Here is a 25,492-nt window from a genome sequence, read left to right on the forward strand (position 1 = left end):
CCGCGCGCCGGGGGCGTGACGGTCACCGAACGACGGGCAGTCGCCGTCGAGGCAGGTGTAGTCGCGGTTGCAGGACGGGTCGTGGATCCGCCGCTTCTCGCCGAACTCGGTGCCGACGGGCAGCACCGACAGGCAGTTGCTCTTGGCGCCGCAGTCGCCGCAGCCCTCGCAGACGGCCTCGTTGATCACGACGCGGCGCGGCGGTTCGGGCAGCAGGCCGCGCTTGCGCAGCCGCCGCGCCTCGGCCGCGCACCGCTGGTCGTAGACGACGACGGTCACGCCGGGGACGCGCCGGAGCTCCTCCTGCACCTCGGGCAGCCGGTCGCGCCGTGGACCTCGACGCCGGGCGCCCAGCGCGCGCGGCGGCCGTAGCGTTTCGGGTCCTCGGCGCACACCACGATCTTCCGGACGCCCTCGGCGTGCAGCGCGCGCGTCATCGCGGGCACGTCCATCAGCCCGGTGACGTCCTGGCCGCCGGTCATCGCGACGGCCGCGTTGTAGAGGATCTTGAACGTGATGTCGACGCCCGCGGCGACGCTCGCGCGGACGGCGAGCGTCCCGGAGTGGCTGAGGGTGCCGTCGCCGATGTTCTGGACGACGTGCGGTTCGGCGACGAACGGGGCGAGACCCGTCCACGGGACGCCCTCGGCGCCCATCGGGGTCGGCGGGAGGCTGCGCAGGCCCCGGTTGCGCGCCTCGAAGTACATGATGCCGTGGCAGCCGACTCCCCCGCCGACCAGCGCGCCGTCCGGGACGACCGTGGAGCGGTTGTGCGGGCAGCCGCTGCAGTACCCGGGCGAGCGGGACGGCGGCTGCACGAGCGGCAGCGTCCGGCGACGTGTACCTCCGCGCGGCGCGCCGACGCGCGGCGCGAGCGCGGGCAGCAGCCGGGTGAGGACGGGCGCGACCGCGGACGCGTCCAGCTCCCCGGCCTGCGGGACGAGCGTCTCCCCGGAGCGGTCGCGCTTGCCGAGCACCGGGACGGTGCTGCGCGCCTCGTGCAGGACGCCCCGCAGCCGGGTCTCGACGAACGGCCGCTTCTCCTCGATGACGACGAGTTCCCCGACGGACGCGGCGAACTCGGTGACCGTCTCCTCGACGAGGGGATACGTCATGCCGAGCTTCAGGATCCGGACGCCCGCGTCCGCGAGTTCCCCGGCGGACACCCCGAGGTCGGCGAACGCCTGCAGCACGTCGAAGTAGGTCTTGCCCGCGCACACCACCCCGAGGCGCGCCCCGGGCGCGGCGCCCACGACGCGGTCGAGCCCGTTGTGGCGCGCGTACGCGCGGGCGGCGCGGAGGCGGTGGTCGACGACCAGTTCCTCCTGCCGGGGCACGGCGTGCGGGCCGATCGTGGCGAGGGGTTCGTGCTTCCACGGGCGCCCGCCGATGACGACGTCCGCCGGGTCGCGCGGCGCGTGCCGGGACGGGTCGAGGTCCACGGTGCCGACACCGTCGCGACCGCGGTGACGATCTTCATCCCGGCCCACGCGCCCGCGTAGCGGGAGAGCCGGAACGCGTGCACGCCGAGGTCGAGGACGTCCTGCTGGTCGCCGGGGAACAGCACGGGGACGCAGGCGTCCTCGAAGGTGAAGTGGCTGTCGCAGGCGAGCGTGGACGACTTGGCGGCCGGGTCGTCGCCGCAGAACATGACGGCGCCGCCGTTGGGGCCCGCGCCCATCGCGTTCGCGTGCTTCAGCGCGTCCCCGCAGCGGTCGAGGCCCGGGCCCTTGCCGTACCAGGCGCCCGCGACGCCGTCGACGCCGTCGTAGTCGACGACCGCGCCCATCTGGCTGCCCCAGACGGTCGCGGCGGCGAGTTCCTCGTTGAGGCCGGGCCGGTGCACGACGCGGTGCGCGGCGAGGGCGTCCGCCATGCGGTCCATGCTCAGGTCGAAGCCGCCCAGCGGCGACCCGGGATACCCGGAGACCATCGTGGCGGTGTCGAGGCCGTCGCGTTCGTCCAGTTCGCGGCGGAGGAGGAGCAGCCGCACCAGCGCGTCGACCCCGGACAGCGTCGCGAGCGGACCCGTCACGAGAGGACCCCGGGGTTGACGTAGGCGAACCCGCCGCCCTTCATGACGGCCCGGCGGAGTTCGGGGCGCTGCAGGACGGTCACGTCCGCGGCGGGGTCGCCGTCGACGATCAGCAGGTCGGCGAGGTACCCGGCCCGGACCTGCCCGATGTCGAGGCGGGCGGCCGGTCCCATGTTGCGGGTGGCGGTGCAGATCGCCTCGGCCGGCGTCATGCCCGCCAGCTCGACGTATCTCTGCGCAGTTCGGCGGCGTACGTGCCGTGGCGCGTCCACTGGTGGCCGAAGTCGCCGCCCGACAGGATCGCGATGCCGGCGTCGCGCAGCATCGCCATCCCCTCGATCTGCGACCGCAGTTCGCGGGGGTAGCCGGACGCCTCGATCCGCTCGGGCGTCATGCCCCACGGTTCGGCGTGCCCGTTCACCATCGCGTAGAGGTAGTGGAGCCCGGGGCACACCCACACGTCGCCGCGCCGCGCTTCGAGCGCCTTGACGGCGTCGTCGTCGAGGAAGCAGGCGTGGTGGACGATGCGGACACCGGTGCGGGCCGCCATCGCGACGCTCGCCGAGCCGCGGGCGTGCACGGTGATGAACGCGCCGTGCCGGTCGGCCTCCGCGACGGCGGCCGCCAGCATCTCGTCGTTCATGTACACGTCCTCGGACGGGTACTCGGGGACGACGCCGTCGCCGGAGATGAACAGCTTCAGCGCCCGGACGCCCGTGTCGCACTGGCGGGCGACGATGTCGCGCAGCTCGGCGGCGGTCCCGGCGACCTCCATCAGCTCGCCGTCCGCGCCGAGCCCGCCGACCTCGGCGACCATGGGCCCGCTCGGGACGATCCGCGGCCCCGGGATCAGCCCCCGGTCGATCGCGTCGCGGGCGAGCAGGTCGTCGTGCGGCTGCGTGACCCCGGCGCCGATGACGGTCGTGTAGCCGCTCTCCAGGAACGTCCGCATGACCGCGGCGACGTCGAGCATGTGCTCGGCGGGCGGCGTGGCGGCGATGCCGGCGTGGTCGAACACGAAGTCCAGCGGCCAGCTGATGTGCACGTGGGCGTCGCCGAGGCCGGGCAGGACGGTCGCGCCGTGCAGGTCGACGATCCGCGCCGACGCGGGGTCGGGGTCGAGCCCGCCGGGCGCGACCGCGGCGATCCGGTCGTCTTCGATCAGGACGTCGGCGGCGGCGGGTCTCTCGTGCGGATCGCCGGAGCAGGCGAGCACGCGTGCGTTCTTCAGGAGCGTCCGCTCGGCCATGTGCGACCTCCCAGGAGCGGTGTCGGCAGGGTGCTAGGACGCGGCGGGCCCGAGGCGCGGGCCGGGCGTGAAGGTGATCGGCAGGGTGAGCGGGGAGCGGGTCATGCCCCGGTGGTAGCGGACGTGCGCGCCCGCCCGCAGTTCGATGCCGTCCAGCCGCCCGAGCAGTTCCTCCAGCGCCACCCGCAGGTTCAGGCGGGCGAGGTTCGATCCGGCGCAGCGGTGCGGGCCCGCGCCGAAGGCGAGGTGCCGGTTGCGCTCGCGGCCGAGGTCGAACCGGTCGGCGTCGGCGAACTCGCCGCCGTCCCGGTTGGCGGACGCCCAGTGCAGCAGGACCTTGTCGCCCCTCTTGAGCGGACGGCCGCCGAGTTCGGTGTCGCGCATCACGGTGCGGGCGACGGAGACGAACGACGGCTCCAGGCGCAGGAGTTCCTGCACGGCCTCCGGGATCAGCTCGGGACGCTCGCGCAGCAGCGCGGGGATCTCCGGCTCGGCGCAGAACCGGTCGACCATCAGCCCCAGCGCGCCCGCGGTGGTCTCCAGGCCGCCGAGGATCAGCAGCTGGACGGTCCCGATGATCTCGTCCTCGGTGATCGGGCGGCCGTCGATCTCCGCGTTCAGCACCGCGTCGACGACGTCCCCGCGCGGCGGCTCCGCGCGCCGCCGGGCCGTGAACTCCTTGATCCACTCGTACAGGCCGAGCCAGCAGTCGCGCGCCTCCGGGTCGTCGGGCACCGACGACTTCGACGCGAGGCGGGCGACCTCGTCCAGGTCCCCGGGGGGCGCGCCGAGCGCGAGTTCGAAGAACGCCAGGCTGGGCAGCGGCCGCGCGAACGCGTCCATGAACTCGCACTCGCCGTCCTCGGCGAACGCGTCGATGAGCCGGGTCACGAGCTCGCGGGTGGGCGCCTCCCACGGCGCGATGGCGGCCGGGGTGAAGAAGGGGTTGATGAGGCGCTTGTAGATGCGCTGCTCGGGCGGGTCCGCCTGGACCGGGAGGTTGCGGACGACCGTCGCGGCCTTGGACACGCCGAGCCCGTGCGCGGAACTGAACACCTCCCAGTCCTGGGCGACGCGGAGGACGTCCTCGTAGCGCGTCGCCACCCAGAAGCCGCCGTGCTCGTCGCTGCGGGCGACGGGGCACAGCTCGCGCATCCGCGCCATCGTCTCCGGCATCGTGTCGGCGAGGTCCGGCGACAGGTGGTCGAAGTGCCGCTCGCACCAGTCGTCGGGCAGCGGTCCGGATCCCGAGGCGGATCCCGAGGTGGTCTTCTCCATGCTCTCCCCTGCCTGGTCGCGCCCTTGCCAGGCGATCGCCCTGAGCACCTGCACAGCAATGTAACAAGGTGAGCAGTCACTTTCTAGGGTGAGAGAGGTAGCTAAAAGAGTGAATGCTCTTTTATTTAGAGGGTTCGCTGTCTACAGTTCGGAGGCATGGAGGCCCCCACACCGCCCGCCGCGCCGACCCTGTCCCGTCCCGACGTGCCGGTGCCGCCCCTGCTCGACGGGCGGCCCAAGAAGCTGCTGGTCGGCGGCCGGTGGGTCGACGCCGAGTCGGGCGCGACGTTCCCGAGCGTCAACCCGTCGACCGGCGAGGTGATCGCCGAACTGGCCGAGGCGGGCCCGCGGGACGCCGACCGCGCCGTCGCGGCGGCCCGGGCCGCGTTCGACGGCCCGTGGCGCCGCGCCAAACCCCGCGACCGGCAGGCGCTGCTGTGGCGGTTCGCGGACGCCGTCCAGGAGAACTACGAGGAGCTGCGGCTCCTCGAAGTGCTCGACATGGGCTCGCCGATCGGCCGCCGCCGCTCCCGTCCCGCCCCCGCCTGGGAGTCGGAGGTGCTGCGCTACTTCGCCGGATGGGCCACGAAGATCCACGGCGAGACGATCCCGAACTCCGTGCCGGGGTCGGTCCTGAGCTACACGCTCAAGGAACCGGTGGGGGTGGTCGCGGCGATCGTCCCGTGGAACCGGCCGATCAGCAACGCGATCTGGAAGATCGCCCCGGTGCTGGCCACCGGCTGCACGATGGTGCTCAAGCCCGCCGAGGAGGCGAGCCTCGTCGCCGTCCGGCTCGGTGAGCTGCTGGCCGAGATCGGGCTCCCGGACGGCGTCGTCAACATCGTGACGGGCGGCGCCGGGGCGGGCGCGGCCCTCGCCGGGCATCACGGCGTCGACAAGGTGGCGTTCACCGGCTCCACCGAGACCGGGCGGCGCATCGTCGAGGCGTCCGCCGGGAACCTGAAGCGGCTGTCGCTCGAACTCGGCGGCAAGTCCCCCGACGTGGTGTTCGCGGACGCCGACCTGGCGCGCGCGGTCCCCGGCGCGGCGATGAGCGTCTTCTCGAACTCCGGCCAGATCTGCTGCGCGGGCACGCGCGTCTACGTCGAGCGGACGATCTACGACGAGTTCGTCGACGGCGTCGCGGAGTTCGCGAACGGGCTGAAGGTCGGCGACGGCCTGGACCCCGAGACCCGGATCGGGCCGCTGGTGTCGGCGGAGCAGCTGCGGCGCGTGACCGGGTATCTCGACGCGGGCCGCGCGGAGGGCGCCCGCACCGCCGCGGGCGGCGCGCGCGTCGAGACCGGCGAGCTGGCCAAGGGCTACTTCGTGGCCCCGACCGTCCTCGCGGACGTGCGCGACGACATGCGGGTCGCCCGCGAGGAGATCTTCGGGCCCGTCGCGTCCGTGCTGCCGTTCGATTCGCCGGAGGAGGTCGCGGACCGCGCGAACGACACGTCCTTCGGGCTCGCGGGCGGCATCTGGACGCGGGACGTGGGCAAGGCGCACCGGCTCGCGAGCGAGATGCGGGCCGGGACCGTCTGGGTCAACACGGCCCTCCTGTTCGACCCGGCCGTGCCCTTCGGCGGGTACAAGGCGAGCGGGTACGGCCGCGAGATGGGGCCGCACTCGCTCGACGAGTACCTCAACGTCAAGTCCGTATGGATCGACACCGCCTGACCGGCCACCGCGGTGCCACGAACATCCGCCGACCCGACGCCCCCTTCCGATGTTGATCTGCGGCGTGTTGCCCTTATGGGAGCCCGAGTCAGGGCAACACGCCGCAGATCAACGAACCCGGTAGCGGGGCTCGGCCAGCGCGGCGGCGAAGCCGCGGTGCAGGTGCTGGGGCGCGGGTTCGTTGCGCCCGAACACCACGGTGTCGAGCAGTCCGGTGCGGACGCCGGGCTCGGTCCGTCCGGCGACCCAGAAGTCCTCGCCGTCCACCACCGTGTCGCAGATCCACGGCGCCATCTCCACGACCTTCGCCCGCTCCTCCTCGCTCAGGCCGGGACGCAGGTAGGCGGTGTGCACGACCTCGGACGTGCGGGCGTCGACCGGGAGGATCTGCCACAGCTCGATGTGGCGGCTGTCGAAGGTCAGGCTGGTGTTGGGGAACAGCTGGTACTGGTAGCTGAAGTGCCGGGTCACGTCGCCCCACTCGTCCTCCGGCCGGCCGAGCAGCTCGTCGATCGAGCGCAGCGCCGAGCAGTTGCGCAGGTGGGGGCCGAAGGCGTCGAACGTCAGCACGCCGCCGTGCGCGTACGAGGCGAGCGTGCGCCGGTGCAGGTAGTTGAAGTGGTAGTTCTCGCGGAAGGTGTCGAGCGTGACCTTCCAGTTGGCACCGACGCGGTGCACGTGGGGTTCGCCGTGCGGTTTCCAGTCCGCGAAGTCGAGCATGCCGAGTTCGTCCGCGAGGTCCGGGCCGAGGTAGTCGTCGATGTCGACGGCGGGGCCGGGCCGGAGGCGGCCGACGACGAGGCCGCGGCCCTCGGCGACCGGCAGTTCCACCAGGCCCTTGTCCTCCTTGCACATCCCCGCGAAGGCGTCGTCGACGGGGACGCGGACGAGGTCGCCGGTGAGGTCGTAGGTCCAGGCGTGGAACGGGCAGGTGAACTTCTTCGCCTCGCCCGCGCCGTCGACGACCCGCACTCCCCGGTGGCGGCAGGCGTTGGCGAAGGCGTGGACGCGGCCGCCGGCGTCGCGCGTCAGCAGCAGCGGCGTCCCGCACAGGTCGACGGTGCGGAAGGTGCCGGGGCCCGGCAGCGCGCCCGACAGGCACAGGACGAGCGGCCGGTCACGGAACAGGACCTCGACCTCCTTCTCCTGGTGCGCCTCCGAGTAGACGTCCGTCGACAGTTCCATCATGTCGTCGGCGAGGTCGGTGGTCCGGTTCTCGATGTGGTCCAGCAACCGGCGCGCGATCCTGCGCTCCAGGGCTTCCCTGTCCACGATCGTCCTCCTCATCGGCCGGGCGCCGCCCGGTGACCGGCATCACACACCCATCCTGTATGGGAGCTTAGACAGTAATTACTCACTCCGCAATGGATCCCGCCGCGGCGGCGCCGGCCGTCTTTCGGCCTCACGTCGTCGCCGGTCACGCTTGCGGTAGCGCTGGAAGCGCTCGACCAGGCGCCCGCCCGCAGGGGCCGGTCCAGAGGACGGGGCGGGCGCCCGCCGCGTCGATCGCGGCGCGGCGCGGTGCGATGCGGTGCGGTGTGGCCTGGACGGGCTCGTCGGTCATCTTGTCTGCGGAGACGCTGTGCGCCTCGTAGGCGCTCTCGAAGACACTCTGAGCCGTCTCGGTGGCGTTGCAGAGTTAGGGAGTGAATGCTTGCTTCCTCCGGGTCGGCGACCGTAGTGTCGGGGACGCGTGGCCCGAGCCCGGTCGGATCGAGACGAAGGCGGGAACCTGGATATGAGGCGGATTTCGCACTGGGTCGGCGGGAAGCTGGTGCCGGGCTCGTCCGGGCGCTCCGGGCCGGTCTGGAACCCGGCGACCGGGGAGCGGCAGGCGGCGGTCGATCTCGCCTCGGCGGACGAGGTCGACCACGCGGTGGCGGTCGCGAAGGCCGCGTTCCCGGACTGGCGCGCGACGAGCCTGGCGCGGCGGGCCGAGGTGATGTTCCGGTTCCGCGAGCTCGTCGCGGCGAACCGCGAGGACCTCGCGTTCCTGGTGTCGGCCGAGCACGGCAAGGTGCTGTCGGACGCGCTCGGCGAGGTCGCCCGCGGGCTGGAGAACGTCGAGTTCGCCTGCGGCATCCCCCACCTGCTGAAGGGCGGGCACACCGAGCAGGCCGCGACCGGCATCGACGTGCACAGCGTGCGGCAGCCGCTCGGCGTCGTCGCCGGGATCACGCCGTTCAACTTCCCCGCGATGGTCCCGCTGTGGATGATCGCCAACGCGCTGGCGTGCGGGAACACGTTCGTCCTCAAGCCCAGCGAGCGCGATCCGTCGGCCCCGCTGCTGCTCGCGGAGCTGCTGCGGGAGGCGGGGCTGCCGGACGGCTGCTTCAACGTGGTCAACGGCGACGCGGAGGCCGTCGAGCGGATCCTCGCGCACGAGGACGTGGCCGCGGTCAGCTTCGTCGGGTCGACGGCGGTCGCCGAGCACGTCCACGGGGCCGGGACGCGCAACGGCAAGCGCGTGCAGGCGCTCGGCGGCGCGAAGAACCACATGCTCGTCCTCCCCGACGCCGACCTCGACGTCGCGGCCGACGCGGCGGTGAGCGCCGCCTACGGCTCGGCCGGCGAGCGCTGCATGGCGATCAGCGTCCTGCTGGTCATCGACTCGGTCGCCGACGCCCTCATCGACAGGATCCGTGAGCGGATCCCGCGGATCAAGGTCGGACCGGCGGCGGGCGACGACAGCGAGATGGGCCCGCTGATCACCGCCGAGCACCGCGACCGGGTCGCCGGTTACCTGGCGGCGGCGAGCGCCGAGGGCGCCACGGTGCTCGTGGACGGGCGCGCGGACGTCCCGGCGTGCGGGTTCTTCCTCGGGCCGAGCCTGATCGACGGCGTCCGGCCCGGGATGCGCTGCTACGACGACGAGATCTTCGGCCCGGTGCTGGCGGTGACCAGGGTGGGCTCCTACGAGGAGGGCCTGCGGCTGATCAACGAGAACCGGTACGGCAACGGGACGGCCGTGTTCACCCGCGACGGCGGGGCGGCGCGGCGCTTCGAGTTCGAGGTGAACGCCGGGATGGTGGGGATCAACGTCCCCATCCCGACGCCGGTCGGCTACTACAGCTTCGGCGGCTGGAAGGCCAGCCTGTTCGGCGACCGGCACATGTACGGGCCGGAGGGCGTCGACTTCTACACGAGGTCGAAGGTCGTCACGTCGCGGTGGCCCGACCCGGCCTCGTCCGCGATCGATCTCGGGTTCCCGCAGAATCGCTGAGCGGCCGAATAACAGAGTGAACACTTGCTTCTCTTTGGCCGAGAGCATACATTCCAGGAAACGCGGGCCGGTTCCGCGGCGGAGAAATGAGGGCAGATGGTGAAGCTGGCCGACGAGGTGCGGGTCATCGACGCGGACACGCACCTCACCGAACGTCACGACATCTTCACGACGCGCGCGCCGAAGGGGTACGAGGACCGCCTCCCCCGCGTCGTCGACATCGACGGGCAGCCCTGGTGGGTGGTGGAGAGCGACGGCCGGATCGGCCCGGCGCGCGGCGGCGGCGTGGTGAGCCGGGACGGCGACAAGTTCCCCTTCGAGGAGAGCAAGAACAACGGCATCGACTGGGTGCACCGCGCGGCCTGGGACCACGAGGCCCGCCTGGAGTACATGGACCAGAACGGCTTCCACGCGCAGGTGCTCTACCCCAACGCGCTCGGCATCGGCGGGCAGGGCATCTCCAACAACGTGCAGGATCCGGCGCTGCGCCGGCTGACCGTCGAGATCTTCAACGACTACCTGGCCGAGCTGCAGGACGTGTCGGGCGAGCGGCTGCTGCCGATGGCGATCATGCCCGCGTGGAGCGTCGACGAGTGCGTCCGGGAGGCGAAGCGCGCGGCGGCGGCGGGCTTCCGCGGCGTGAACATGACCTCGGACCCGCAGGAGACCGGCGCACCCGACCTCGCGCACCGCGACTGGGACGCGCTGTGGGAGGTGTGCGCGGACCTGCGGCTGCCCGTGCACTTCCACATCGGTGCCAGCCTGACCTCACTGAACTTCTACGGGAAGTACTTCTGGCCGTCCCTGCACCAGAACCTCAAGCCCGCGGTCGGCGGCGGAATGCTGTTCCTCAACAACGCCCGGGTCGTGATCAACAGCATCTACGCGGGGATCTTCGACCGGCATCCGGGGCTGAAGATGGTCTCGGTCGAGAGCGGCATGGGCTGGATCCCGTTCATGATGGAGACCGCCGACTACGAGATCATGGAGAACGCGCCGCAGCAGGCGGCCGAACTGTCGCGCAAGCCGTCCGAGTACTTCAAGGACCACTGGTACGCGACGTTCTGGTTCGAGGAGAACGGCGGCGACCTCCAGTACATGATCGACCGGGTCGGCGAGGACAACGTCATGTTCGAGACCGACTTCCCGCACCCGACCTGCCTCTACCCCGACCCGCTGACGGCGGTCGAGGAGCGGATGTCGGCGCTGCGGCCGGAGACGCGCCGCAAGGTGCTCGGCGAGACCGCCGCGAAGCTCTACCGCGTCTGATCCGGGACCGGCGCGCGCGCCCGGGGCGGGCGTCTCCCCCGCCCCGGGCGGCCGCGGCGGTCAGGGTCCGGCGGTCGGCGCCGGTTCGGGCGCGGTGACCTCGAAGGCCAGGCCGTCGGACGTCGCGGTGACCTCGACGTGCCGGCCGGGGGCGAGGTCGCCCGACAGCAGCAGGTCGGAGAGCCGGTCGTCGACCTCCCGCTGGACGGTGCGGCGCAGCGGGCGGGCGCCGAACTCCGGCTGGTAGCCGCGCTCGGCGAGCCAGTCGACCGCCTCGACGCCGAACGAGACGGTGACGTCCTGCGCGCGCAGGCGGCGGCGCGTCTCGTCCAGGATCAGGTCGGTGATCTGGCGGAGCTGGACGGGCTCCAGCCGCTGGAACACGATGATCTCGTCGATCCGGTTGAGGAACTCGGGGCGGAACGCCTCGCCCAGGCGGCGCATGATGCGGTCGCTGAGCGCGGCCCCCTGCCCGTCGCCGCCGACCGTGCCGAACCCCATCTCGACCTGGCCGGTGATCAGCTCGGAGCCGAGGTTGCTGGTCATGATGACGACGGTGTTGCGGAAGTCGACGGTGCGGCCCTGCGCGTCGGTCAGGCGGCCGTCGTCCAGCAGCTGGAGCAGGACGTTGAAGACGTCCTGGTGGGCCTTCTCGATCTCGTCGAGCAGGATCACCGAGTAGGGCAGCCGGCGGACGGCCTCGGTGAGCTGCCCGGCCTCCTCGTAGCCGACGTATCCGGGCGGGGCGCCCATCAGGCGGCTGACGGTGTGCCGCTCCTGGAACTCGCTCATGTCGAAGCGGATCATCCGGTCGCGGGTGCCGAACAGCGCCTCGGCGAGCGCCTTGGCCAGCTCGGTCTTGCCGACGCCGGTGGGGCCGAGGAACAGGAACCCGCCGATCGGACGGTCCGGGTCGCTCATCCCCGCGCGGGAGCGGCGGACCGCGCGCGCGACGGCGGCGACCGCGTCCTCCTGCCCGACGACGTGCTCGTGCAGATGCTCCTCCAGGCTCGCGAGGCGGTCCCGCTCGTCCTGGGTGAGCTGGGTGACGGGCACGCCGGAGATGCGCGAGATCACCTCGGCGATGTCCTCGGCGGTGACCTCCGGGACGGTCGAGGGCGCGTCGTCGGTGCGCGCGGCGGCCAGGTCGTTCTCCAGGTTGCCGATCTCGTCGCGGAGCTGCGACGCCTTCTCGTAGTCCTCGTCGAAGACGGCCTGGTCCTTCTCGCGGCGGCGCCGTTCGAGGCGGTCCTCCAGCTCGCGGCGGCCGCCGTCCATGGTGTGGGAGCGCAGCCGGACGCGGGCGCCCGCCTGGTCGATCATGTCGATCGCCTTGTCGGGCAGGAACCGGTCGGTGAGGTAGCGGCTGGACAGGTCGACGGCCGCGACGAGCGCCTCGTCGGTGAACCGGACCTGGTGGTGCGCCTCGTAGCGGTCGCTCAGCCCGCGCAGGATCTCGATGCTGTCGTCGACGGACGGCTCCGCGATCATGATCGGCTGGAAGCGGCGTTCGAGGGCCGCGTCCTTCTCGATGTTGCGGCGGTACTCGTCGATGGTCGTCGCGCCGACCACGTGCAGCTCGCCGCGGGCGAGCGCGGGCTTGAGCAGGTTGGCGGCGTCCATCGCGCCTCCGCGCCGCCCGCGCCCACCACCGTGTGGATCTCGTCGATGAAGATCACGAGCTGGTCGGAGTGGTCGCGGATCTCGTCCATGACCTTCTTCAGCCGTTCCTCGAAGTCGCCGCGGTAGCGGGTGCCGGCGACGACGCCGCCGAGGTCGAGCTGGACGAGCCGCTTGCCGCGCAGCGTGTCGGGCACGTCGTCGTCCACGATGCGCTGGGCGAGTCCCTCGGCGATGGCGGTCTTGCCGACGCCGGGGTCGCCGATCAGCACCGGGTTGTTCTTGGTCCGCCGCGACAGCACCTCGACGGTCTGCTCGATCTCCGCGGACCGTCCGATCACCGGGTCGATGCGCCCCTCGCGGGCGTACTCGGTGAGGTCGCGGCCGTACTCGTCCAGGGTCGGGGTGCCGGTCGGCTGCTGGCCGCCGCCCCCGCCCGGGGGCTGCTGCCCGTGCCCGCCGCCCGCCGCCGCGTTCTGCAGCGCGTCGGGCGTCACGTGCTCGGCGTCCAGGATGCGCCCGGCGTGCGAGTCGCGGTCCAGGGCGAGCGCGAACAGCAGGTGCTCCGGCCCGATGTAGGACGAGCCGAGCGCGCGCGAGATCTGGTGGGAGTCCAGCAGGGCGCGCTTGGCGGACGGCGTCAGCTGCGGCGGGACGTCGCGCGGATCGCCGCGCCGGGCGCCGCCCTCGATCTCGTTCTTTATCTTGTCCGGATCGGCCCCGGCGCGCACCAGCCAGTGCCGGGTGCCCTGCTGCCGGGTGGCCGCCCACAGCAGATGGTCGGTGTCCAGGTCGAGGCTGCCCCACTGCGCGGCCTGCGCGGCGGCGTCGCGTACGAGCTCGCGCGCCGGTTCGCTCATCAGCCGGGCGATGCTGACCCGTTCCGTCGGACGGCGGTGCGCCCGCGCCCCGAAGAACCGGGCGAGCATCTCCTCGAACGGGTCCATTCCGCCCGCTCCGTACCAGCCCGCGGTCATTATCGAAAAACCTCCCCCTCGCCCGGCCCGTCCCGGTTCCCGCGCCGGTCGTCGCAATCCTTCAGGACGTGCCCGTGGGGAAGTCCGAGAAACACGGCCCGCGAATCGGGACGCGCGCACCGGAAGACCGGTAGATGTGACGGTGGACGTCACGGTGGACGTGGCGGCGGGCACGGGGCGGACAGGGCCGGGCATAGCCCGGCGAGGCGCGATGTTGGAGCGACAATGACGAAGATCGATATCGGCCGGTACGGCATCTGGCGCCGGTGGTCGGGGCTCACGCCGGAACTGGCGCGCGAGGTCGAGGCGCTCGGCTACGGCGCGATCTGGGTGGGCGGGTCGCCCGGCGATCCGGACGTCGTCGACCGGCTGCTCGCGGCGACGGAGCGGATCACGGTCGCGACCGGCATCGTGAACATGTGGGCGACGCCCGCCGAGGAGGCCGCGGCGTCCTACCGGAGCCTGCGCGACGCCCACGGCGACCGGTTCCTGCTCGGTGTCGGGATCGGGCACCGGGAGGCGACGCAGGAGTACCGGGCGCCGTACGAGGTGATCGTCGATTACCTGGACCGGCTGGACGCCGCGGGCGTCCCCGAGTACGGCCGGGTGCTGGCCGCGCTCGGGCCGAAGGTGCTGCGGCTGGCCGCCGAGCGGACGATGGGCGCGCACCCGTACCTGGTGACGCCCGAGCACACTCGCCGGGCGCGGCTGGAGCTGGGCGGCGGGCGGCTGCTCGCCCCCGAGCAGAAGGTCGTCGTGGACGCCGATCCGGAGCGGGCGCGCGCGGTCGCCCGGCCGCAGGTCGAGAACCCGTACCTGCATCTGCGGAACTACACCGCGAACCTGGAGCGGCTCGGCTGGGCGGAGGAGGACATCGCGGACGGCGGCAGCGACGCGCTCATCGACGCGCTGGCCCCGCACGGCGACGCGGCGGCGGTCGCGGCGGCGCTGGCGGCCCACCACGACGCGGGCGCCGATCACGTGGCCGTCCAGGTGCTGACCGAGAACGACGCGGATCCGCTTCCGGGGCTGCGGGCGCTGGCCGCCGAACTCGCGTTCTGACATCTTTCCGGACGCTCGAAAGAATTGCGGGACGCATCCGGACGAACGTCGGGTGCGCCGGGTGCGTCCCTCGAATCGCAGCGCGGCAGCGTAATGGCCGATGTGCTTCGGCCCGTTTTTGCGCGCCGGTATCAAAGAACGCGATTTCCGCCTTTTCGACTCCCCGGCGGGCCCGCATGTGCGGAACGCCGCAGGCGCCGCGCGTCCCGTCCGGTGATCATCGAGGACGGCGGCGGGAACGCACGGAGCGACCCCGCCGACGCTCATTACAACCTCGGCCTTCCCGAATGCAACTCGGAACGATCGAACGTGATCACGCCGTCGCGTTCCGTCAACATCGCGGGTCGCGGTGGCCTCAACCGGCATCCCCTCTGGCCTTCGCCAAATAAACGCAAGTATGCTCCGTGGCCTTTGGTGACAGCCGTTATGAATGCGCGGAGAGTGAAGCAGTGTCGAACCCACGGGACGCGGGCGGGACGCCCCCGCGGCGGCGCACGCGCCCGATCCGGCGCCGGATCGCGCTGCTGCTGGCCATCCCGCTCAGCGCCCTGCTGGTCATGTGGGGGGTCCCGGCCACCGTCACGCTGACCAACGCCCTGCAGCGGTTCGACTTCTCGACCGTCTACAACAGCGTCGGCGTCCCCGCGACGTCGGCGGTCGAAGCCGTCCAGCAGGAGCGGGCCGCCGCCGTCCGGGTGCTGGTGACCGGCAGCGACACCGACGAGAAGCGCTTCGAGGAACTCGCGAAGAAGACCGACGCGGCCGTGGCCGCGTGGCGTTCCTCCGCCCTGTCGCAGGAGACCCGCGACGCCATGGACGAGCGGACCGAGAAGCGCGTGGAGTGGAACACCGGCGCGTTCGACGGCCTCGGCTCGCTGCGCTCCCAGATCGAGATCGGCGGCACCACCCCGCTGGCGGCGATCAACGGCTACAGCTCGGTGATCGACACCGTGATCCGGACGCTGGCGACGCTGGTCAGCGTCGACGACATCGCCGTCTACCGGAACACCAACGCGCTCCTGCACACCTACTGGGCGCGGGAGTTCATGCTCCGCGAGGACACGCTGCTGACGGCGCTCGGCGGCGGCCGCATGGACACCGTGAGCCGCGCCGCGTTCGCGTCCTGGGCGGGCACCCGGGAGCAGTTCTTCGCGCTGGGCCGCGCCGGCGCCGACGGCGAGATCGCCGCGATGATGGAAGGTCTCGCCGACTCCGGCGAGTACACCGCGTACACGACGCTGGAGGGCGGCGTCGTCAACAACGGCGTCGCGCCCTCGCGCCGGGAGTGGCGCGCCACGATCGACAAGCTCGACCAGGTCTGGCTGCGCGCGGCGCTGCAGGGCAACAACTCCCTCACCAGCGAGTACGTCGACCCCGCCGGAGACCGGATCATGCGCGGGTTCTACGCGGTGGGCGGCGTCGGCCTGCTCGCGGTGATCGCTTCCATCGGGCTGTCGCTGCTGTTCGCGCGGCGGCTCACCGACGAGTTGCGCCGCCTCCAGGAGACCGCGCAGCGGCTCGCGCACGAGCGGCTGCCCGCGGTCGTGGCGCGGCTGCGCAAGGGCGAGCCGGTGGACGTCGAGTCCGCCGCGCCGCCGCCCGCGGCCGGCGGGACGACCGAGATCGCGCTGGTCGGCGAGGCGTTCGACGCCGTGCAGCGGACCGCGATCGGCGAAGCGATCGCGGAGGCCGAACTGCGCGCCGGGATCAACCGCGTGTTCATCAACCTGTCGTGGCGGAGCCAGTCGCTGCTGCACCGCCAGCTGCGGCTGCTCGACCAGATGGAGCGCCGCGCGTCCAGCCCCGAGGAACTCGACGACCTGTTCCGCCTCGACCACCTCACCACCCGGATGCGGCGGCACGCCGAGGGCCTGGTCATCCTGTCGGGCTCCCCGACGGTCCGCGCCTGGGACAGCCCGGTCCCGGCGGAGGACGTCGTGCGGGCCGCGATCGCCGAGGTCGAGGACTACACGCGGGTGGTGGTGTCGGGGTCCTCGGCCGCCGCCGTGATCGGCACCGTGGTCGCCGACGTCATCCACCTGCTGGCCGAGCTGATCGAGAACGCCGCGGCGTTCTCCCCGCCCGCCACCGAGGTGACCGTCAAGGTCGACACCGTCGCCAACGGGCTGGCCGTCGAGGTCGTCGACCGGGGCATCGGGCTGAGCGAGGAGGAACGCGCCGAACTGAACCGGCGGCTCGCCAGCGACGTCGAGTTCGACCTCGCCGACACCGACCGGCTCGGGCTGTTCGTCGTCGCGAAGCTGGCGGCGCGGCACGGCGTCAAGGTGTCGCTGCAGCAGTCGGCGTACGGGGGCACGGCCGCGATCGTCCTGGTCCCGCACTCGCTGGTCACGGCGGACGACGACCTGCGGCCCGCGGGGGCCGTCGTGGCCGCGGCCGCGGGCCCGGCCCGTCCGGACGCGCGGCCCGTCGGTCACCCGGCTGGAGTCGCTGCCGCGCCTCGGGCGCGGCGCCCGCCCGGAACTGCCCGGCCCGCCCACGCCGACCTACACCCCGCCCGCCGTGCCGCCCGCGACCCCCGCCGCACCGGACGTCCGGACGTGCCGGACGTGCCGGTCCCGCGGGTCGTGCCGGTCGCCGAGCCGCGGGCGGTGCCGTTCGACGCGCCGAGCGTCGAGCCGTTCGACGTGCCCCCGCCCGCCTACCGGCCCCAGCACCTCGCGGCGCCGATCGCCGAACCGGACGCGGGGATGCACGCGGAACCGTCCGTCCCGGCGGATCCGGGAGCGGACGAGGCGGCCGAGTCGAGCGAGGTGACCGGGCGGCTGCCCAAGCGGGTCCGGCAGCGCAACCTCGCGCCGCAGCTGCGCCGGCGGCCCGCGCCGCCGGCCGACGACCCGGCCGAAGACGACTTCCCGGAGCCGAGCCCGGAGCTCAGCCGCGACCTGATGTCCTCGCTACAGTCGGGGTGGCTGCGCGGCAGAGACGACGGCGACGAGCCGGAGGAACTCGAACCACGCGATGAATGGGGGCGATCATGAAGCAGCAGGGGCACGCGACGGGTGAGCTCGACTGGCTGCTCGACGACCTGGTCGAACGGGTCGGCGAGGTGCATCAGGCGGTGCTGCTGTCCCGCGACGGGCTGGTCATGGGGGCTTCGGGCGGCGTCACCCGCAAGGACGCCGAGTTCCTGGCCGCGCTGTCGTCGGGCTTCCACAGCCTGGCCAACGGCGCGCGGGAGCACTTCCAGGCCAAGCACGTGCGCCAGACCGTCGTCGAGCTGGACGGCATGCTGTTCTTCATCATGCCCGCGGGCGACGGCAGCTGCCTCGCCGTGCTGAGCGACGCGGGCGGCAACGCCGGTCTCGTCGCCTACGAGACCACCATGCTGATCAAGCGGGTACGGCGCCAGCTGGGCACGGCGCCGCGCTCGTCCGGCCCCGACGACCCGGCGATGCGGGCCGGCGCCGCGGGCTGAGGCGGGCGGCCGTGGAGACGCCGAGAGAGCGCTGGGTCGGCCGGGACGCGGGCCCGGTCGTGCGGCCGTACGCGATGACGCGCGGCCGCACCCGCACCCGCGGGCTCGTCCTCGACCTGGTCACGGTGCTGGTCGCGACCGGCCGCGCCCCGGGCGAGCGGGTCTGGCTGTCGCGCGAGCAGCGCGAGCTGCTGGAGCTGTGCAGGCGGCCCTCCACCCCCGCCGACCTGGCCTCGGAGACCGACCTGCCGTTCCGGGTGGTGCAGATCCTGCTGGAGGACCTGCACCACTACGGCCTCATCGAAGAGGTGCAGCAGGCCCGGCCCGCCGACCGACCCGACCCCCGGCTACTGATGAGAGTGCTCGATGAACTTCGCCGCCTCTGACGCCGTCCCCGCCGCCGCGCGGGACGACGACGTCCCGCTGCACACGCTGAAGATCCTGGTGGCGGGCGGTTTCGGCGTCGGGAAGACGACGCTGGTGAGCGCGGTCAGCGAGGTGCGGCCGCTGCGCACCGAGGAGACCCTCACCGACGCCTCCACCGGCGTGGACGACCTGCGGGGCGTGGAGGGCAAGACCACCACGACCGTCGCGATGGACTTCGGCCGCATCACCTTCTCCGGCGGCGTGCGGCTGTACCTGTTCGGGACGCCCGGCCAGGAACGCTTCTGGTTCATGTGGGACCAGATCGCCTACGGCGCGGTGGGCGCGGTCGTCCTCGTCGACACGCGCCGCCTCACGACGAGCTTCGCCTCGATCGACTTCTTCGAGCAGCGCGAGATCCCGTTCGTCATCGCCGCGAACGTGTTCGACGGCGCCCGCCGCTACACGGCCGAGGAGATCCGCGACGCGCTGGACGTCGACCCGCACGTCCCCGTGGTGCTCTGCGACGTCCGCCGTCCGGACGTCGCCAAGAACATCCTCGTGAAGCTGGTGGAGCACTCGCTCCAGCAGGCGGGCTACTGAAACCGGCGGCCTCCGCTCCGCTCCGGCCGCCGGGGTGACCGCCCCCGGACTCCGCACGGGGTCGCAGGCGGACGCGCGGGGCGGGCCGACGCGCGCCGGGGCGGGGTCAGGCTTGGATTCGGGCGACGATCAGGGCGGCGAGGGCGGCGTAGGCGGCGGAGTCGTCGAGGCCGGTGCGGGCTTTGATGTCGCCGCGGTGGATCGACTCCATGACCTGTCCGGCGACGGCGCCGACGAAGGCGGCGTCGGCGCCCGGGGACGCCTCGCGCACCAGGCCGCGGACGCGTTCGACGGCGAAGCCGGTGTTCTCCTCGTAGATCTCGCGGGCCGGGGGGAACGCGTCGAGGTCGGCGAAGAAGGCGGGGGACGCGGGGGCGAGTTCGGCGGAGATGGCCCGCAGGTACGCGCCGACGCGCTCGCGCGGGCCGTCCCGTTCGGGGACCGCGTCGAGGGCGGCCTCGACGCGCCCGGTGGCGCGGCGGAAGAAGGCGCGGACGACCGTGACGATGATCTGCTCGCGGCTGGCGGCGACCGTGTAGAGGGTGCTCTTGGAGCAGCGCAGCTCGGCGGCCAGGTCGGCGACGCCGAGCCCGGCGAAGCCGCGGGCGAGGAACAGGTCGGTGAGGCGGTCGACGAGGTCGGCGCGGCGGCGTTCCGCGCGGGTCCGTGGCGTGCCGTCCACCGGGGTCATGGCCGGAACAGTACCAAAACGCGTTCGCTGGTACCGGCTTTGGTACCGTCGGGAGGGACGAGAGGAGCCGCCCATGCCCGCCATCCGCCACCTGCCGACCGAGGAGTCGGCGGACCTGATCGCCCTGACCCGGGAGATCGCGGCCAAGGAGCTGGCGCCGCGGGTCGCGGACGCCGAGCGCACCGGGGAGTTCGCGCGCGAGGTGTTCACGACGCTGGGGCGGGCCGGGCTGCTGACGCTCCCGTACCCGGAGGAGTTCGGCGGCGGGGCCCAGCCGTACGAGGTCTACCTCCAGGTTCTGGAGGAGATCGGCGCGGTGTGGGCGAGCGTGGGCGTCGGGACGAGCGTGCACGCGCTGTCGTGCTTCCCGCTGTTCTCGTTCGGGACGGACGAGCAGCGCGCGCGCTGGCTGCCGGACATGCTGTCGGGCGAGCTGCTCGGCGCGTACTGCCTGTCGGAGGCGCACGCGGGGTCGGACCCGGCGGCGATGCGCGCGAAGGCGGTGCGCGACGGCGACGCGTACGTGCTGAGCGGCGCGAAGGCGTGGACGACGCACGGCGGGAAGGCCGACTTCTACACGGTGATGGCGCGGACGTCGGACGACGGGGCGCGCGGGATCTCGTGCTTCCACGTCCCGGCGGGGGTCCCCGGGCTGGAGTTCGACGAGCCCGAGGACAAGATGGGCCTGATGGGCTCGACGACCGCGACGGTGCGGCTGGAGGGCGTCCGGGTTCCGGCGGACCACCTGATCGGACGCGAGGGGCAGGGGCTGTCGATCGCGCTGGCGGGGCTGGACGCGGGACGGCTCGGCATCGCGGCGGTCGCGACGGGCCTCGCGCAGGGGGCGCTCGACACGGCGGTGGCGTACGCGAAGGAGCGCGAGGCGTTCGGCAAGGCGATCATCGAGCATCAGGGGCTCGCGTTCGTCCTCGCCGACATGGAGGCGGCGATCGTGTCGGCGCGGGCGACGTACCTGGCGGCGGCGCGGCTGAAGGACGCGGGGCTGCCGTACGGGCGGGAGGCGTCGGTGGCGAAGCTGGTCGCGACCGACAACGCGATGAAGGTGACGACGGACGCCGTGCAGGTGCTCGGCGGCGCGGGCTACACGCGCGACTTCCCGGTGGAGCGCAACATGCGCGAGGCGAAGGTCATGCAGATCTTCGAGGGGACGAACCAGATCCAGCGGCTCGTGATCTCGCGGCATCTGGCCCGTTGAGGGCGAGCGCGCGGTGATCCCGGGCCGCGCGCTCCGCCGGCTCTACAGGGCGGCGAGCCCCTTCTGCATGTCCTCGACGTTCATCGCCGGGGTGATCTCGACCTCCGCGCCGAGCTTCTGGAAGAACGACTCCGCGATGGACGGCAGCTGCGAACTGTCCCGCATGTCGAAGACGAGCGTGCAGGCCCGTCCCCCGTCGTAGCCGTGGAAGTAGGCCGCCTCGGGCTGGATCCGCTCCATCACCGACTGCATGAGCTTCGGCAGCGTGCCGTCCTCGATCAGCTCGTTCGCGATCTGGGTGTCGAGCCGTGCCCTGAGCATCACTCTCATCGTGCTCACTCCCCCCGGTCGCCGGGGCCCGCGCGGCCTTCGCGCTCCTCGAAGCCCCCGCGACGTCGCCGTCACCCTGCCCCGGGGGTCCGGGATAAACCTCCCTGCTCGCGGCGGCGGTGCGTGACCTCGGGCTTCGATGGGCATCCATGCGGTGGATCGTCTGCATATAGGGAATCGATTTCCCTGATCAGTGCCCGGTGACCCAAGGTTGGACCACCGACCGAAGGGAGCCGCCGTGGAGAAGGTCCTCATCGTCGGCGCGGGGACCGCGGGCCCCGCGCTGGCGGTCCTGCTGGCCCGCGCGGGCGTCGCGGTGGACGTCGCCGAGCTCGACCCGCTGGCCCGCGGCGCTCGGGTCCGGCATCACGCTGCAGGGCAACGCGCTGCGGGTGCTGCGGGACCTCGGCGTCTGGGAGCGGGTCGCGGCGGCCGGGTTCGCGTTCGACGAGCTGGGTCTGCGGGCGCCGGACGGGAGCCTGCTCGCCGAGATCCCCGACGCCCGGACGGGCGGCCCCGACCTGCCCGCGACCCTCGGCATGTACCGCCCGGACCTGAACCGGATCCTGGCGGACGCGACGCGCGCCGCGGGGGCCCGCATCCGGTTCGGGTGCACCGTGGACGCCCTCGACGACCGCGGCGACCACGTGGCGGTGCGCCTGTCGGACGGGACGACGGCCCGCTACGACCTCGTGGTCGGTGCGGACGGCGTCCGGTCGAAGGTGCGGGGGCTCATCGGGATCGACGCCGAACCGGAGCCGACGGGGATGGGCATCTGGCGCGTCCACACGCGGCGGCCCGAGCACGTCGAGCGCACCGACCTGATCTACGGCGGGGCGTGCTTCATCGCCGGGTACTGCCCGACCGGGCCCGACACGATGTACGCGTACCTGGTGGAGCGGGCGCGTCCGCGCGAGTCGATCGCGGACGCCGACAAGCCCGCGCACATGCGGGCGCTCGCCGCGGCGTACGGCGGGGCGTGGGCGGAGATCCGCGACGGCATCACCGACCCGGCCGGCATCAACTACACGTGGTTCGAGTCGCTGCTGGTGGAGCGGCCGTGGAACCGGGGCCGGACGGTGCTGATCGGGGACGCGGCGCACGCGTGCCCGCCCACGCTCGCGCAGGGCGCCGCGCAGTGCCTGGAGGACGCGGCCGTCCTCGCCGAGCTGCTGCTCGCCGCCGACGGCATCGGCCGGGACGTGTTCGACGCGTTCATGGACCGCCGGTACGAGCGCGCGAAGGCCGTCGTGGAGGCGTCGGTCCGGCTCGGCGAGTGGCAGCTGAACCCCTCCCCCGACGCCGACGTGCCCGGCCTGATGGGCCGGATCAGCGCCCTCGTCACCGAACGCCCCTGATCTCGCGAGGAGTCACCATGACCGACCGTCTCATCACCCATCTCCGACATGTCGACCTCGCGGTGCCCGACTACGAGCGGCAGCGCGACTTCTACTCCGGCGTCTGGGGCCTCACCGAGGTCGCGAACGACTCCGGCATCTCGTTCCTCGCCGCAGAGGGGTCGCCCGAGCAGTACGTCGTGCGGCTGCGCAAGGACGTCGACAAGCGGCTCGACCTCGTCGCGTTCGGTGCCGCGTCGCCCGCCGAGGTGGACGCGCTCGCCGAGCGGCTGCGCGCCGCGGACGTCCGGCTGATCGGCGAACCGGGGACGCTGCGGACGCCCGGCGGCGGCTACGGTTTCCGGTTCTTCGACGTCGACGGCCGCACGATCGAGGTGTCGGCCGACGTCGCCGTCCGCGCGCACCGGAAGGTGGAGGAGCGCGAGGCCGTCCCGGTGCGGCTGTCGCACGTCGTGCTGAACTCCCCCGACCTCGACGCGACCCGCCGCTGGTACGAGACGCACCTCGGCTTCGCGCTGAGCGACACGCTGTCGTCGCCGCACATGGGCGAGGTCATGCACTTCATGCGCTGCAACCCGCAGCACCACAGCCTCGCGATCGCGAAGGGGCCGCACGCGTCCGTCCACCACGTCTCGTTCGAGATGCGCGGGCTGGACGAGTACATGTACGGGACCGGGCGGCTGCTGCGCGCGGGCGTCCGGATGATCTGGGGGCCCGGCCGGCACCTGGCGGGCGACAACACGTTCTCGTACTTCCTCGACCCGCACGGCAACACCGTCGAGTACACCACCGAACTCGAAACGCTCGACGAGGACGCCTGGCACCCGCACGTCTACGACTTCTCGCGGCCCGAGGTCACCGACCAGTGGGGCACCGCGAACCCGATGAACGAACTGGTCGCGAAGGAATCGTTCAACGACCCCGACCGCGGCGTGTTCGTCGCCCCGCCCGTCTGACCCCCGGGAGTCCCCATGCGCCTCGCCACCTTCGAGCACGCGGGCCGCGTCCGCTGCGGCGTCGTCGGCCCCGAGGGGATCCGGCCGTTCCCGGACGGGACGCGCCTGATCGACCTCCTCGGCGTCCTCGGCCCGTCCGGCCCCGGCGGCCCGCCCGCGCCGGACGGCCCGCCCGTGGCCTTCGCGGACGTGCGGCTCCTGCCGCCCGTCGAACCGCCGTCCGTCCGGGACTTCGTCGCCTTCGAGGAGCACGTCGAGGGCGTGCGCCGCGCGGTGGACGGCGCGTCGGGCGTCCCGGACGCCTGGTACGACGCGCCGACGTTCTACTTCACGAACCCGCACGCGCTGATCGGCGCCCGCGACGACCTGCCGGTCCCGCCGGGCTCGGCCGCGCTCGACTTCGAACTGGAGGTCGCGGCGGTCATCGGCCGGGACGGCGGCGACCTGACGCCGGACGCCGCGCGCGGGCACATCGCCGGATACACGATCTTCAACGACTGGTCGGCGCGGGACCTGCAGTCCCGCGAGATGCGGGTCGGCCTCGGCCCGTGCAAGGGCAAGGACTTCGCGTCGACGCTCGGCCCGTGGCTCGTCACCGCGGACGAGCTGGAACCGTTCCGCGACGCCGACGGGTTCCTGCGGCTCGCGCTGACCGCCGAGGTCAACGGCGAGGTCGTGGGCCGCGACCTGCTGTCGAACATGGGGTGGCCCTTCGAGGACCTCGTCGCCTACGCGTCGCGCGGCACGCGGGTGCGGGCGGGCGACGTCCTCGGCTCGGGCACCTGCGGCAACGGCGGCTGCCTCGCCGAGCTGTGGGGGCTGCGCGGCGGGTCGGACGAGCCGCCGCCGCTGCGTCCCGGCGACCTCGTCACCCTCACCGTCGAGGGCATCGGCGCGGTGTCGAACCGCGTGGTCGAGGGCCGCCCACGGCACCGCCCGTCCCGCCCGCACGCGACCGCCCCCGGACACGCCCGGACCTGCCCCCGCGCCCCTGACCCGCCCACGCGCCACCGATGCGTCGCGGCCGCCGGGGGCCGGGACGTGTAGGGGGGCGTGTGCCGGGAAGGGTGCAGGCACTCCGCGCGCCGACGCGCGCCGTGCGGCGGGCGGAGCCATGCGACACCGGGAAGCACGCACCACCGGGATGGAGGCATCGGATGGGCCGCTCCGGATCCGACGGGACGCTCGTCGGGCGCAACCTGCTCGCGGGTCCCGAACCCGACGTGGCGGGAGACGCCGGGCATCGCGACCATCCGCCCCGGATGGGGTTCTTCACCGACACGTCCGTGTGCATCGGCTGCAAGGCGTGCGAGGTGGCCTGCAAGGAGTGGAACGCGGTCCCCGAGGACGGCCTGGAGTTCACCGGCATGTCCTACGACAACACGCAGGGGCTCGGCGCCGACACCTGGCGGCACGTCGCGTTCATCGAGCAGGACAAGCCGGTGTCGACGCGGCCGGACGACGCGACCGTCCCGTCCGCCGAGGGCGACGGCGGGCTGCGCTGGCTCATGGCGTCGGACGTCTGCAAGCACTGCACGCACGCGGCGTGCCTGGACGTCTGCCCGACCGGTTCGCTGTTCCGGACCGAGTTCGGCACGGTCGTGGTGCAGGAGGACATCTGCAACGGGTGCGGGTACTGCATCCCGGCGTGCCCCTACGGCGTCATCGACCAGCGCAAGGGCGACGGGCGGGCGTGGAAGTGCACGCTGTGCTACGACCGGCTCGGCGTGGGGATGGAACCGGCGTGCGCGAAGGCGTGCCCGACCGACTCGATCCAGTACGGGCCGCTGGACGAGCTGCGGGAGCGGGCCGCGATGCGCGTCGAGCAGCTCCACGGCATGGGGGTGGAGGACGCGCGCCTGTACGGGCACGACCCGGAGGACGGGGTGGGGGGCGACGGCGCGTTCTTCCTGCTGCTGGACGAGCCGGAGGTGTACGGGCTGCCCCCCGACCCGGTCGTCACCACGCGGGACCTGCCGTCGATGTGGCGGCACGCGGGCGCGGCGGCGGCCGCGCTGGCGGGCGGCGCTCGCCGCGGTGTTCGCGCCCACGGCCCGCGGGGAGGGAACCGATGAGCACATCGGACGTGGGGCGCGACGGCGTCCGGGGGCGCGGCGACCGGGAGGCGATGATCGGGCAGGGC

At 72.9% G+C, this 25,492-nt stretch carries 21 protein-coding genes and 1 pseudogene; 13 read left to right on the plus strand and 9 right to left on the minus strand.

What is annotated here, in order from left to right:
- From BJF79_RS58325 to BJF79_RS03825, 5 genes are all read right to left on the minus strand, one after another.
- Positions 1-309: hypothetical protein (locus BJF79_RS58325; RefSeq protein WP_262401488.1), on the minus strand; the 309-nt coding region annotated here is incomplete at its 3' end.
- Positions 276-1,253 (minus strand): thiamine pyrophosphate-dependent enzyme, encoded by a 978-nt coding sequence (locus BJF79_RS58330; protein ID WP_262401489.1) that lies wholly within the window; start codon positions 1,251-1,253, stop codon positions 276-278. The genes BJF79_RS58330 and BJF79_RS58325, both read right to left, overlap by 34 nt.
- A 778-nt stretch (positions 1,254-2,031) precedes the next feature.
- Complete coding sequence (locus tag BJF79_RS58335) at positions 2,032-2,247, minus strand: amidohydrolase family protein (RefSeq protein ID WP_262401490.1); 216 nt, start codon at positions 2,245-2,247, stop codon at positions 2,032-2,034.
- Entirely contained in the window at positions 2,244-3,284 is a 1,041-nt protein-coding gene (locus BJF79_RS03820) for an amidohydrolase family protein (protein WP_262401491.1), read from the minus strand. The genes BJF79_RS58335 and BJF79_RS03820 overlap by 4 nt, the downstream gene beginning before the upstream one ends.
- 33 nt (positions 3,285-3,317) lie before the next feature.
- Positions 3,318-4,562, minus strand: coding sequence for a cytochrome P450 (locus tag BJF79_RS03825; RefSeq protein WP_075895003.1), 1,245 nt, complete (start codon positions 4,560-4,562; stop codon positions 3,318-3,320).
- 156 nt (positions 4,563-4,718) lie between these two features.
- On the opposite strand from BJF79_RS03825, the gene BJF79_RS03830 reads away from it, so the two are divergent.
- Positions 4,719-6,242 (plus strand): aldehyde dehydrogenase family protein, encoded by a 1,524-nt coding sequence (locus BJF79_RS03830; RefSeq protein WP_075895004.1) that lies wholly within the window; start codon positions 4,719-4,721, stop codon positions 6,240-6,242.
- A 108-nt stretch (positions 6,243-6,350) separates the two neighbouring features.
- Here the strand turns inward: BJF79_RS03830 and BJF79_RS03835 are convergent, their stop codons facing one another.
- Positions 6,351-7,514: an aromatic ring-hydroxylating oxygenase subunit alpha gene (locus BJF79_RS03835; RefSeq protein ID WP_075895005.1), complete on the minus strand. Its 1,164-nt coding sequence runs from the start codon at positions 7,512-7,514 to the stop codon at positions 6,351-6,353.
- Positions 7,515-7,980: 466 nt separating this feature from the next.
- Between BJF79_RS03835 and BJF79_RS03840 the strand changes: the two genes are divergently transcribed.
- Both BJF79_RS03840 and BJF79_RS03845 read left to right on the plus strand, forming a co-directional pair.
- A complete protein-coding gene (locus tag BJF79_RS03840; protein WP_075895006.1) occupies positions 7,981-9,465 on the plus strand; it encodes a CoA-acylating methylmalonate-semialdehyde dehydrogenase in 1,485 nt (494 codons plus the stop codon).
- Positions 9,466-9,561: 96 nt separating this feature from the next.
- Complete coding sequence (locus BJF79_RS03845) at positions 9,562-10,734, plus strand: amidohydrolase family protein (protein ID WP_075895007.1); 1,173 nt, start codon at positions 9,562-9,564, stop codon at positions 10,732-10,734.
- A 60-nt stretch (positions 10,735-10,794) separates the two neighbouring features.
- Here BJF79_RS03845 and BJF79_RS03850 read toward each other — a convergent pair.
- A pseudogene (locus tag BJF79_RS03850) lies at positions 10,795-13,331 on the minus strand (ATP-dependent Clp protease ATP-binding subunit).
- A 225-nt stretch (positions 13,332-13,556) separates the two neighbouring features.
- On the opposite strand from BJF79_RS03850, the gene BJF79_RS03855 reads away from it, so the two are divergent.
- The 5 genes from BJF79_RS03855 (at position 13,557) to BJF79_RS03875 (ending at position 18,798) form a co-directional block, all read left to right on the plus strand.
- Positions 13,557-14,393: a TIGR03620 family F420-dependent LLM class oxidoreductase gene (locus BJF79_RS03855; RefSeq protein WP_075895008.1), complete on the plus strand. Its 837-nt coding sequence runs from the start codon at positions 13,557-13,559 to the stop codon at positions 14,391-14,393.
- 449 nt (positions 14,394-14,842) lie between these two features.
- A complete protein-coding gene (locus tag BJF79_RS03860) occupies positions 14,843-17,395 on the plus strand; it encodes a nitrate- and nitrite sensing domain-containing protein (RefSeq protein WP_075895009.1) in 2,553 nt (850 codons plus the stop codon).
- On the plus strand, positions 17,392-17,832 hold the full coding sequence (locus BJF79_RS03865; RefSeq protein WP_083733147.1) for a roadblock/LC7 domain-containing protein: 441 nt from the start codon (positions 17,392-17,394) through the stop codon (positions 17,830-17,832). The genes BJF79_RS03860 and BJF79_RS03865 overlap by 4 nt, the downstream gene beginning before the upstream one ends.
- An 11-nt stretch (positions 17,833-17,843) precedes the next feature.
- A complete protein-coding gene (locus tag BJF79_RS03870) occupies positions 17,844-18,218 on the plus strand; it encodes a DUF742 domain-containing protein (RefSeq protein ID WP_075895011.1) in 375 nt (124 codons plus the stop codon).
- Entirely contained in the window at positions 18,199-18,798 is a 600-nt protein-coding gene (locus tag BJF79_RS03875) for a GTP-binding protein (protein ID WP_075895012.1), read from the plus strand. The genes BJF79_RS03870 and BJF79_RS03875 overlap by 20 nt, the downstream gene beginning before the upstream one ends.
- A gap of 106 nt (positions 18,799-18,904) precedes the next feature.
- Here the strand turns inward: BJF79_RS03875 and BJF79_RS03880 are convergent, their stop codons facing one another.
- Positions 18,905-19,489, minus strand: coding sequence for a TetR/AcrR family transcriptional regulator (locus BJF79_RS03880; RefSeq protein WP_075895013.1), 585 nt, complete (start codon positions 19,487-19,489; stop codon positions 18,905-18,907).
- Positions 19,490-19,562: 73 nt separating this feature from the next.
- On the opposite strand from BJF79_RS03880, the gene BJF79_RS03885 reads away from it, so the two are divergent.
- Positions 19,563-20,705 (plus strand): acyl-CoA dehydrogenase family protein, encoded by a 1,143-nt coding sequence (locus tag BJF79_RS03885; RefSeq protein WP_075895014.1) that lies wholly within the window; start codon positions 19,563-19,565, stop codon positions 20,703-20,705.
- A gap of 42 nt (positions 20,706-20,747) precedes the next feature.
- On the opposite strand, the gene BJF79_RS03890 is transcribed toward BJF79_RS03885, so the two are convergent.
- Positions 20,748-21,035, minus strand: coding sequence for a DUF3303 family protein (locus BJF79_RS03890; protein ID WP_075895017.1), 288 nt, complete (start codon positions 21,033-21,035; stop codon positions 20,748-20,750).
- Between the two features lie 200 nt (positions 21,036-21,235).
- Here BJF79_RS03890 and BJF79_RS03895 point away from each other — a divergent pair, with 200 nt between their 5' ends.
- The 4 genes from BJF79_RS03895 (at position 21,236) to BJF79_RS03910 (ending at position 25,424) form a co-directional block, all read left to right on the plus strand.
- Positions 21,236-22,393 carry an FAD-dependent monooxygenase gene (locus tag BJF79_RS03895; RefSeq protein ID WP_262401492.1) on the plus strand — a complete coding sequence of 386 codons (1,158 nt, stop codon included), beginning with the start codon at positions 21,236-21,238 and terminating at the stop codon, positions 22,391-22,393.
- Between the two features lie 17 nt (positions 22,394-22,410).
- A complete protein-coding gene (locus BJF79_RS03900; protein ID WP_075895015.1) occupies positions 22,411-23,349 on the plus strand; it encodes a VOC family protein in 939 nt (312 codons plus the stop codon).
- A gap of 15 nt (positions 23,350-23,364) precedes the next feature.
- Positions 23,365-24,396 carry a fumarylacetoacetate hydrolase family protein gene (locus tag BJF79_RS03905; RefSeq protein ID WP_143219682.1) on the plus strand — a complete coding sequence of 344 codons (1,032 nt, stop codon included), beginning with the start codon at positions 23,365-23,367 and terminating at the stop codon, positions 24,394-24,396.
- A gap of 215 nt (positions 24,397-24,611) precedes the next feature.
- Positions 24,612-25,424 (plus strand): 4Fe-4S dicluster domain-containing protein, encoded by an 813-nt coding sequence (locus BJF79_RS03910; RefSeq protein WP_262401493.1) that lies wholly within the window; start codon positions 24,612-24,614, stop codon positions 25,422-25,424.
- Positions 25,425-25,492: the final 68 nt, after the last annotated feature.

Source organism: Actinomadura sp. CNU-125 (assembly GCF_001942465.1).
Taxonomy (GTDB): domain Bacteria; phylum Actinomycetota; class Actinomycetes; order Streptosporangiales; family Streptosporangiaceae; genus Spirillospora.

Excerpts from the sequence above, each read along its gene's own strand:
- BJF79_RS03880 (WP_075895013.1), bottom strand. The coding sequence starts at position 19,489 with ATGACCCCGGTGGACGGCACGCCACGGACCCGCGCGGAACGCCGCCGC.
- BJF79_RS03900 (WP_075895015.1), top strand. The coding sequence starts at position 22,411 with ATGACCGACCGTCTCATCACCCATCTCCGACATGTCGACCTCGCGGTG.
- BJF79_RS03825 (WP_075895003.1), bottom strand. The coding sequence starts at position 4,562 with ATGGAGAAGACCACCTCGGGATCCGCCTCGGGATCCGGACCGCTGCCC.
- BJF79_RS03890 (WP_075895017.1), bottom strand. The coding sequence starts at position 21,035 with ATGAGAGTGATGCTCAGGGCACGGCTCGACACCCAGATCGCGAACGAG.
- BJF79_RS03905 (WP_143219682.1), top strand. The coding sequence starts at position 23,365 with ATGCGCCTCGCCACCTTCGAGCACGCGGGCCGCGTCCGCTGCGGCGTC.
- BJF79_RS03830 (WP_075895004.1), top strand. The coding sequence starts at position 4,719 with ATGGAGGCCCCCACACCGCCCGCCGCGCCGACCCTGTCCCGTCCCGAC.
- BJF79_RS58335 (WP_262401490.1), bottom strand. The coding sequence starts at position 2,247 with ATGACGCCGGCCGAGGCGATCTGCACCGCCACCCGCAACATGGGACCG.
- BJF79_RS03865 (WP_083733147.1), top strand. The coding sequence starts at position 17,392 with ATGAAGCAGCAGGGGCACGCGACGGGTGAGCTCGACTGGCTGCTCGAC.
- BJF79_RS03855 (WP_075895008.1), top strand. The coding sequence starts at position 13,557 with ATGACGAAGATCGATATCGGCCGGTACGGCATCTGGCGCCGGTGGTCG.
- BJF79_RS03910 (WP_262401493.1), top strand. The coding sequence starts at position 24,612 with ATGGGGTTCTTCACCGACACGTCCGTGTGCATCGGCTGCAAGGCGTGC.
- BJF79_RS03845 (WP_075895007.1), top strand. The coding sequence starts at position 9,562 with ATGGTGAAGCTGGCCGACGAGGTGCGGGTCATCGACGCGGACACGCAC.
- BJF79_RS03840 (WP_075895006.1), top strand. The coding sequence starts at position 7,981 with ATGAGGCGGATTTCGCACTGGGTCGGCGGGAAGCTGGTGCCGGGCTCG.
- BJF79_RS03875 (WP_075895012.1), top strand. The coding sequence starts at position 18,199 with ATGAACTTCGCCGCCTCTGACGCCGTCCCCGCCGCCGCGCGGGACGAC.
- BJF79_RS03820 (WP_262401491.1), bottom strand. The coding sequence starts at position 3,284 with ATGGCCGAGCGGACGCTCCTGAAGAACGCACGCGTGCTCGCCTGCTCC.
- BJF79_RS03885 (WP_075895014.1), top strand. The coding sequence starts at position 19,563 with ATGCCCGCCATCCGCCACCTGCCGACCGAGGAGTCGGCGGACCTGATC.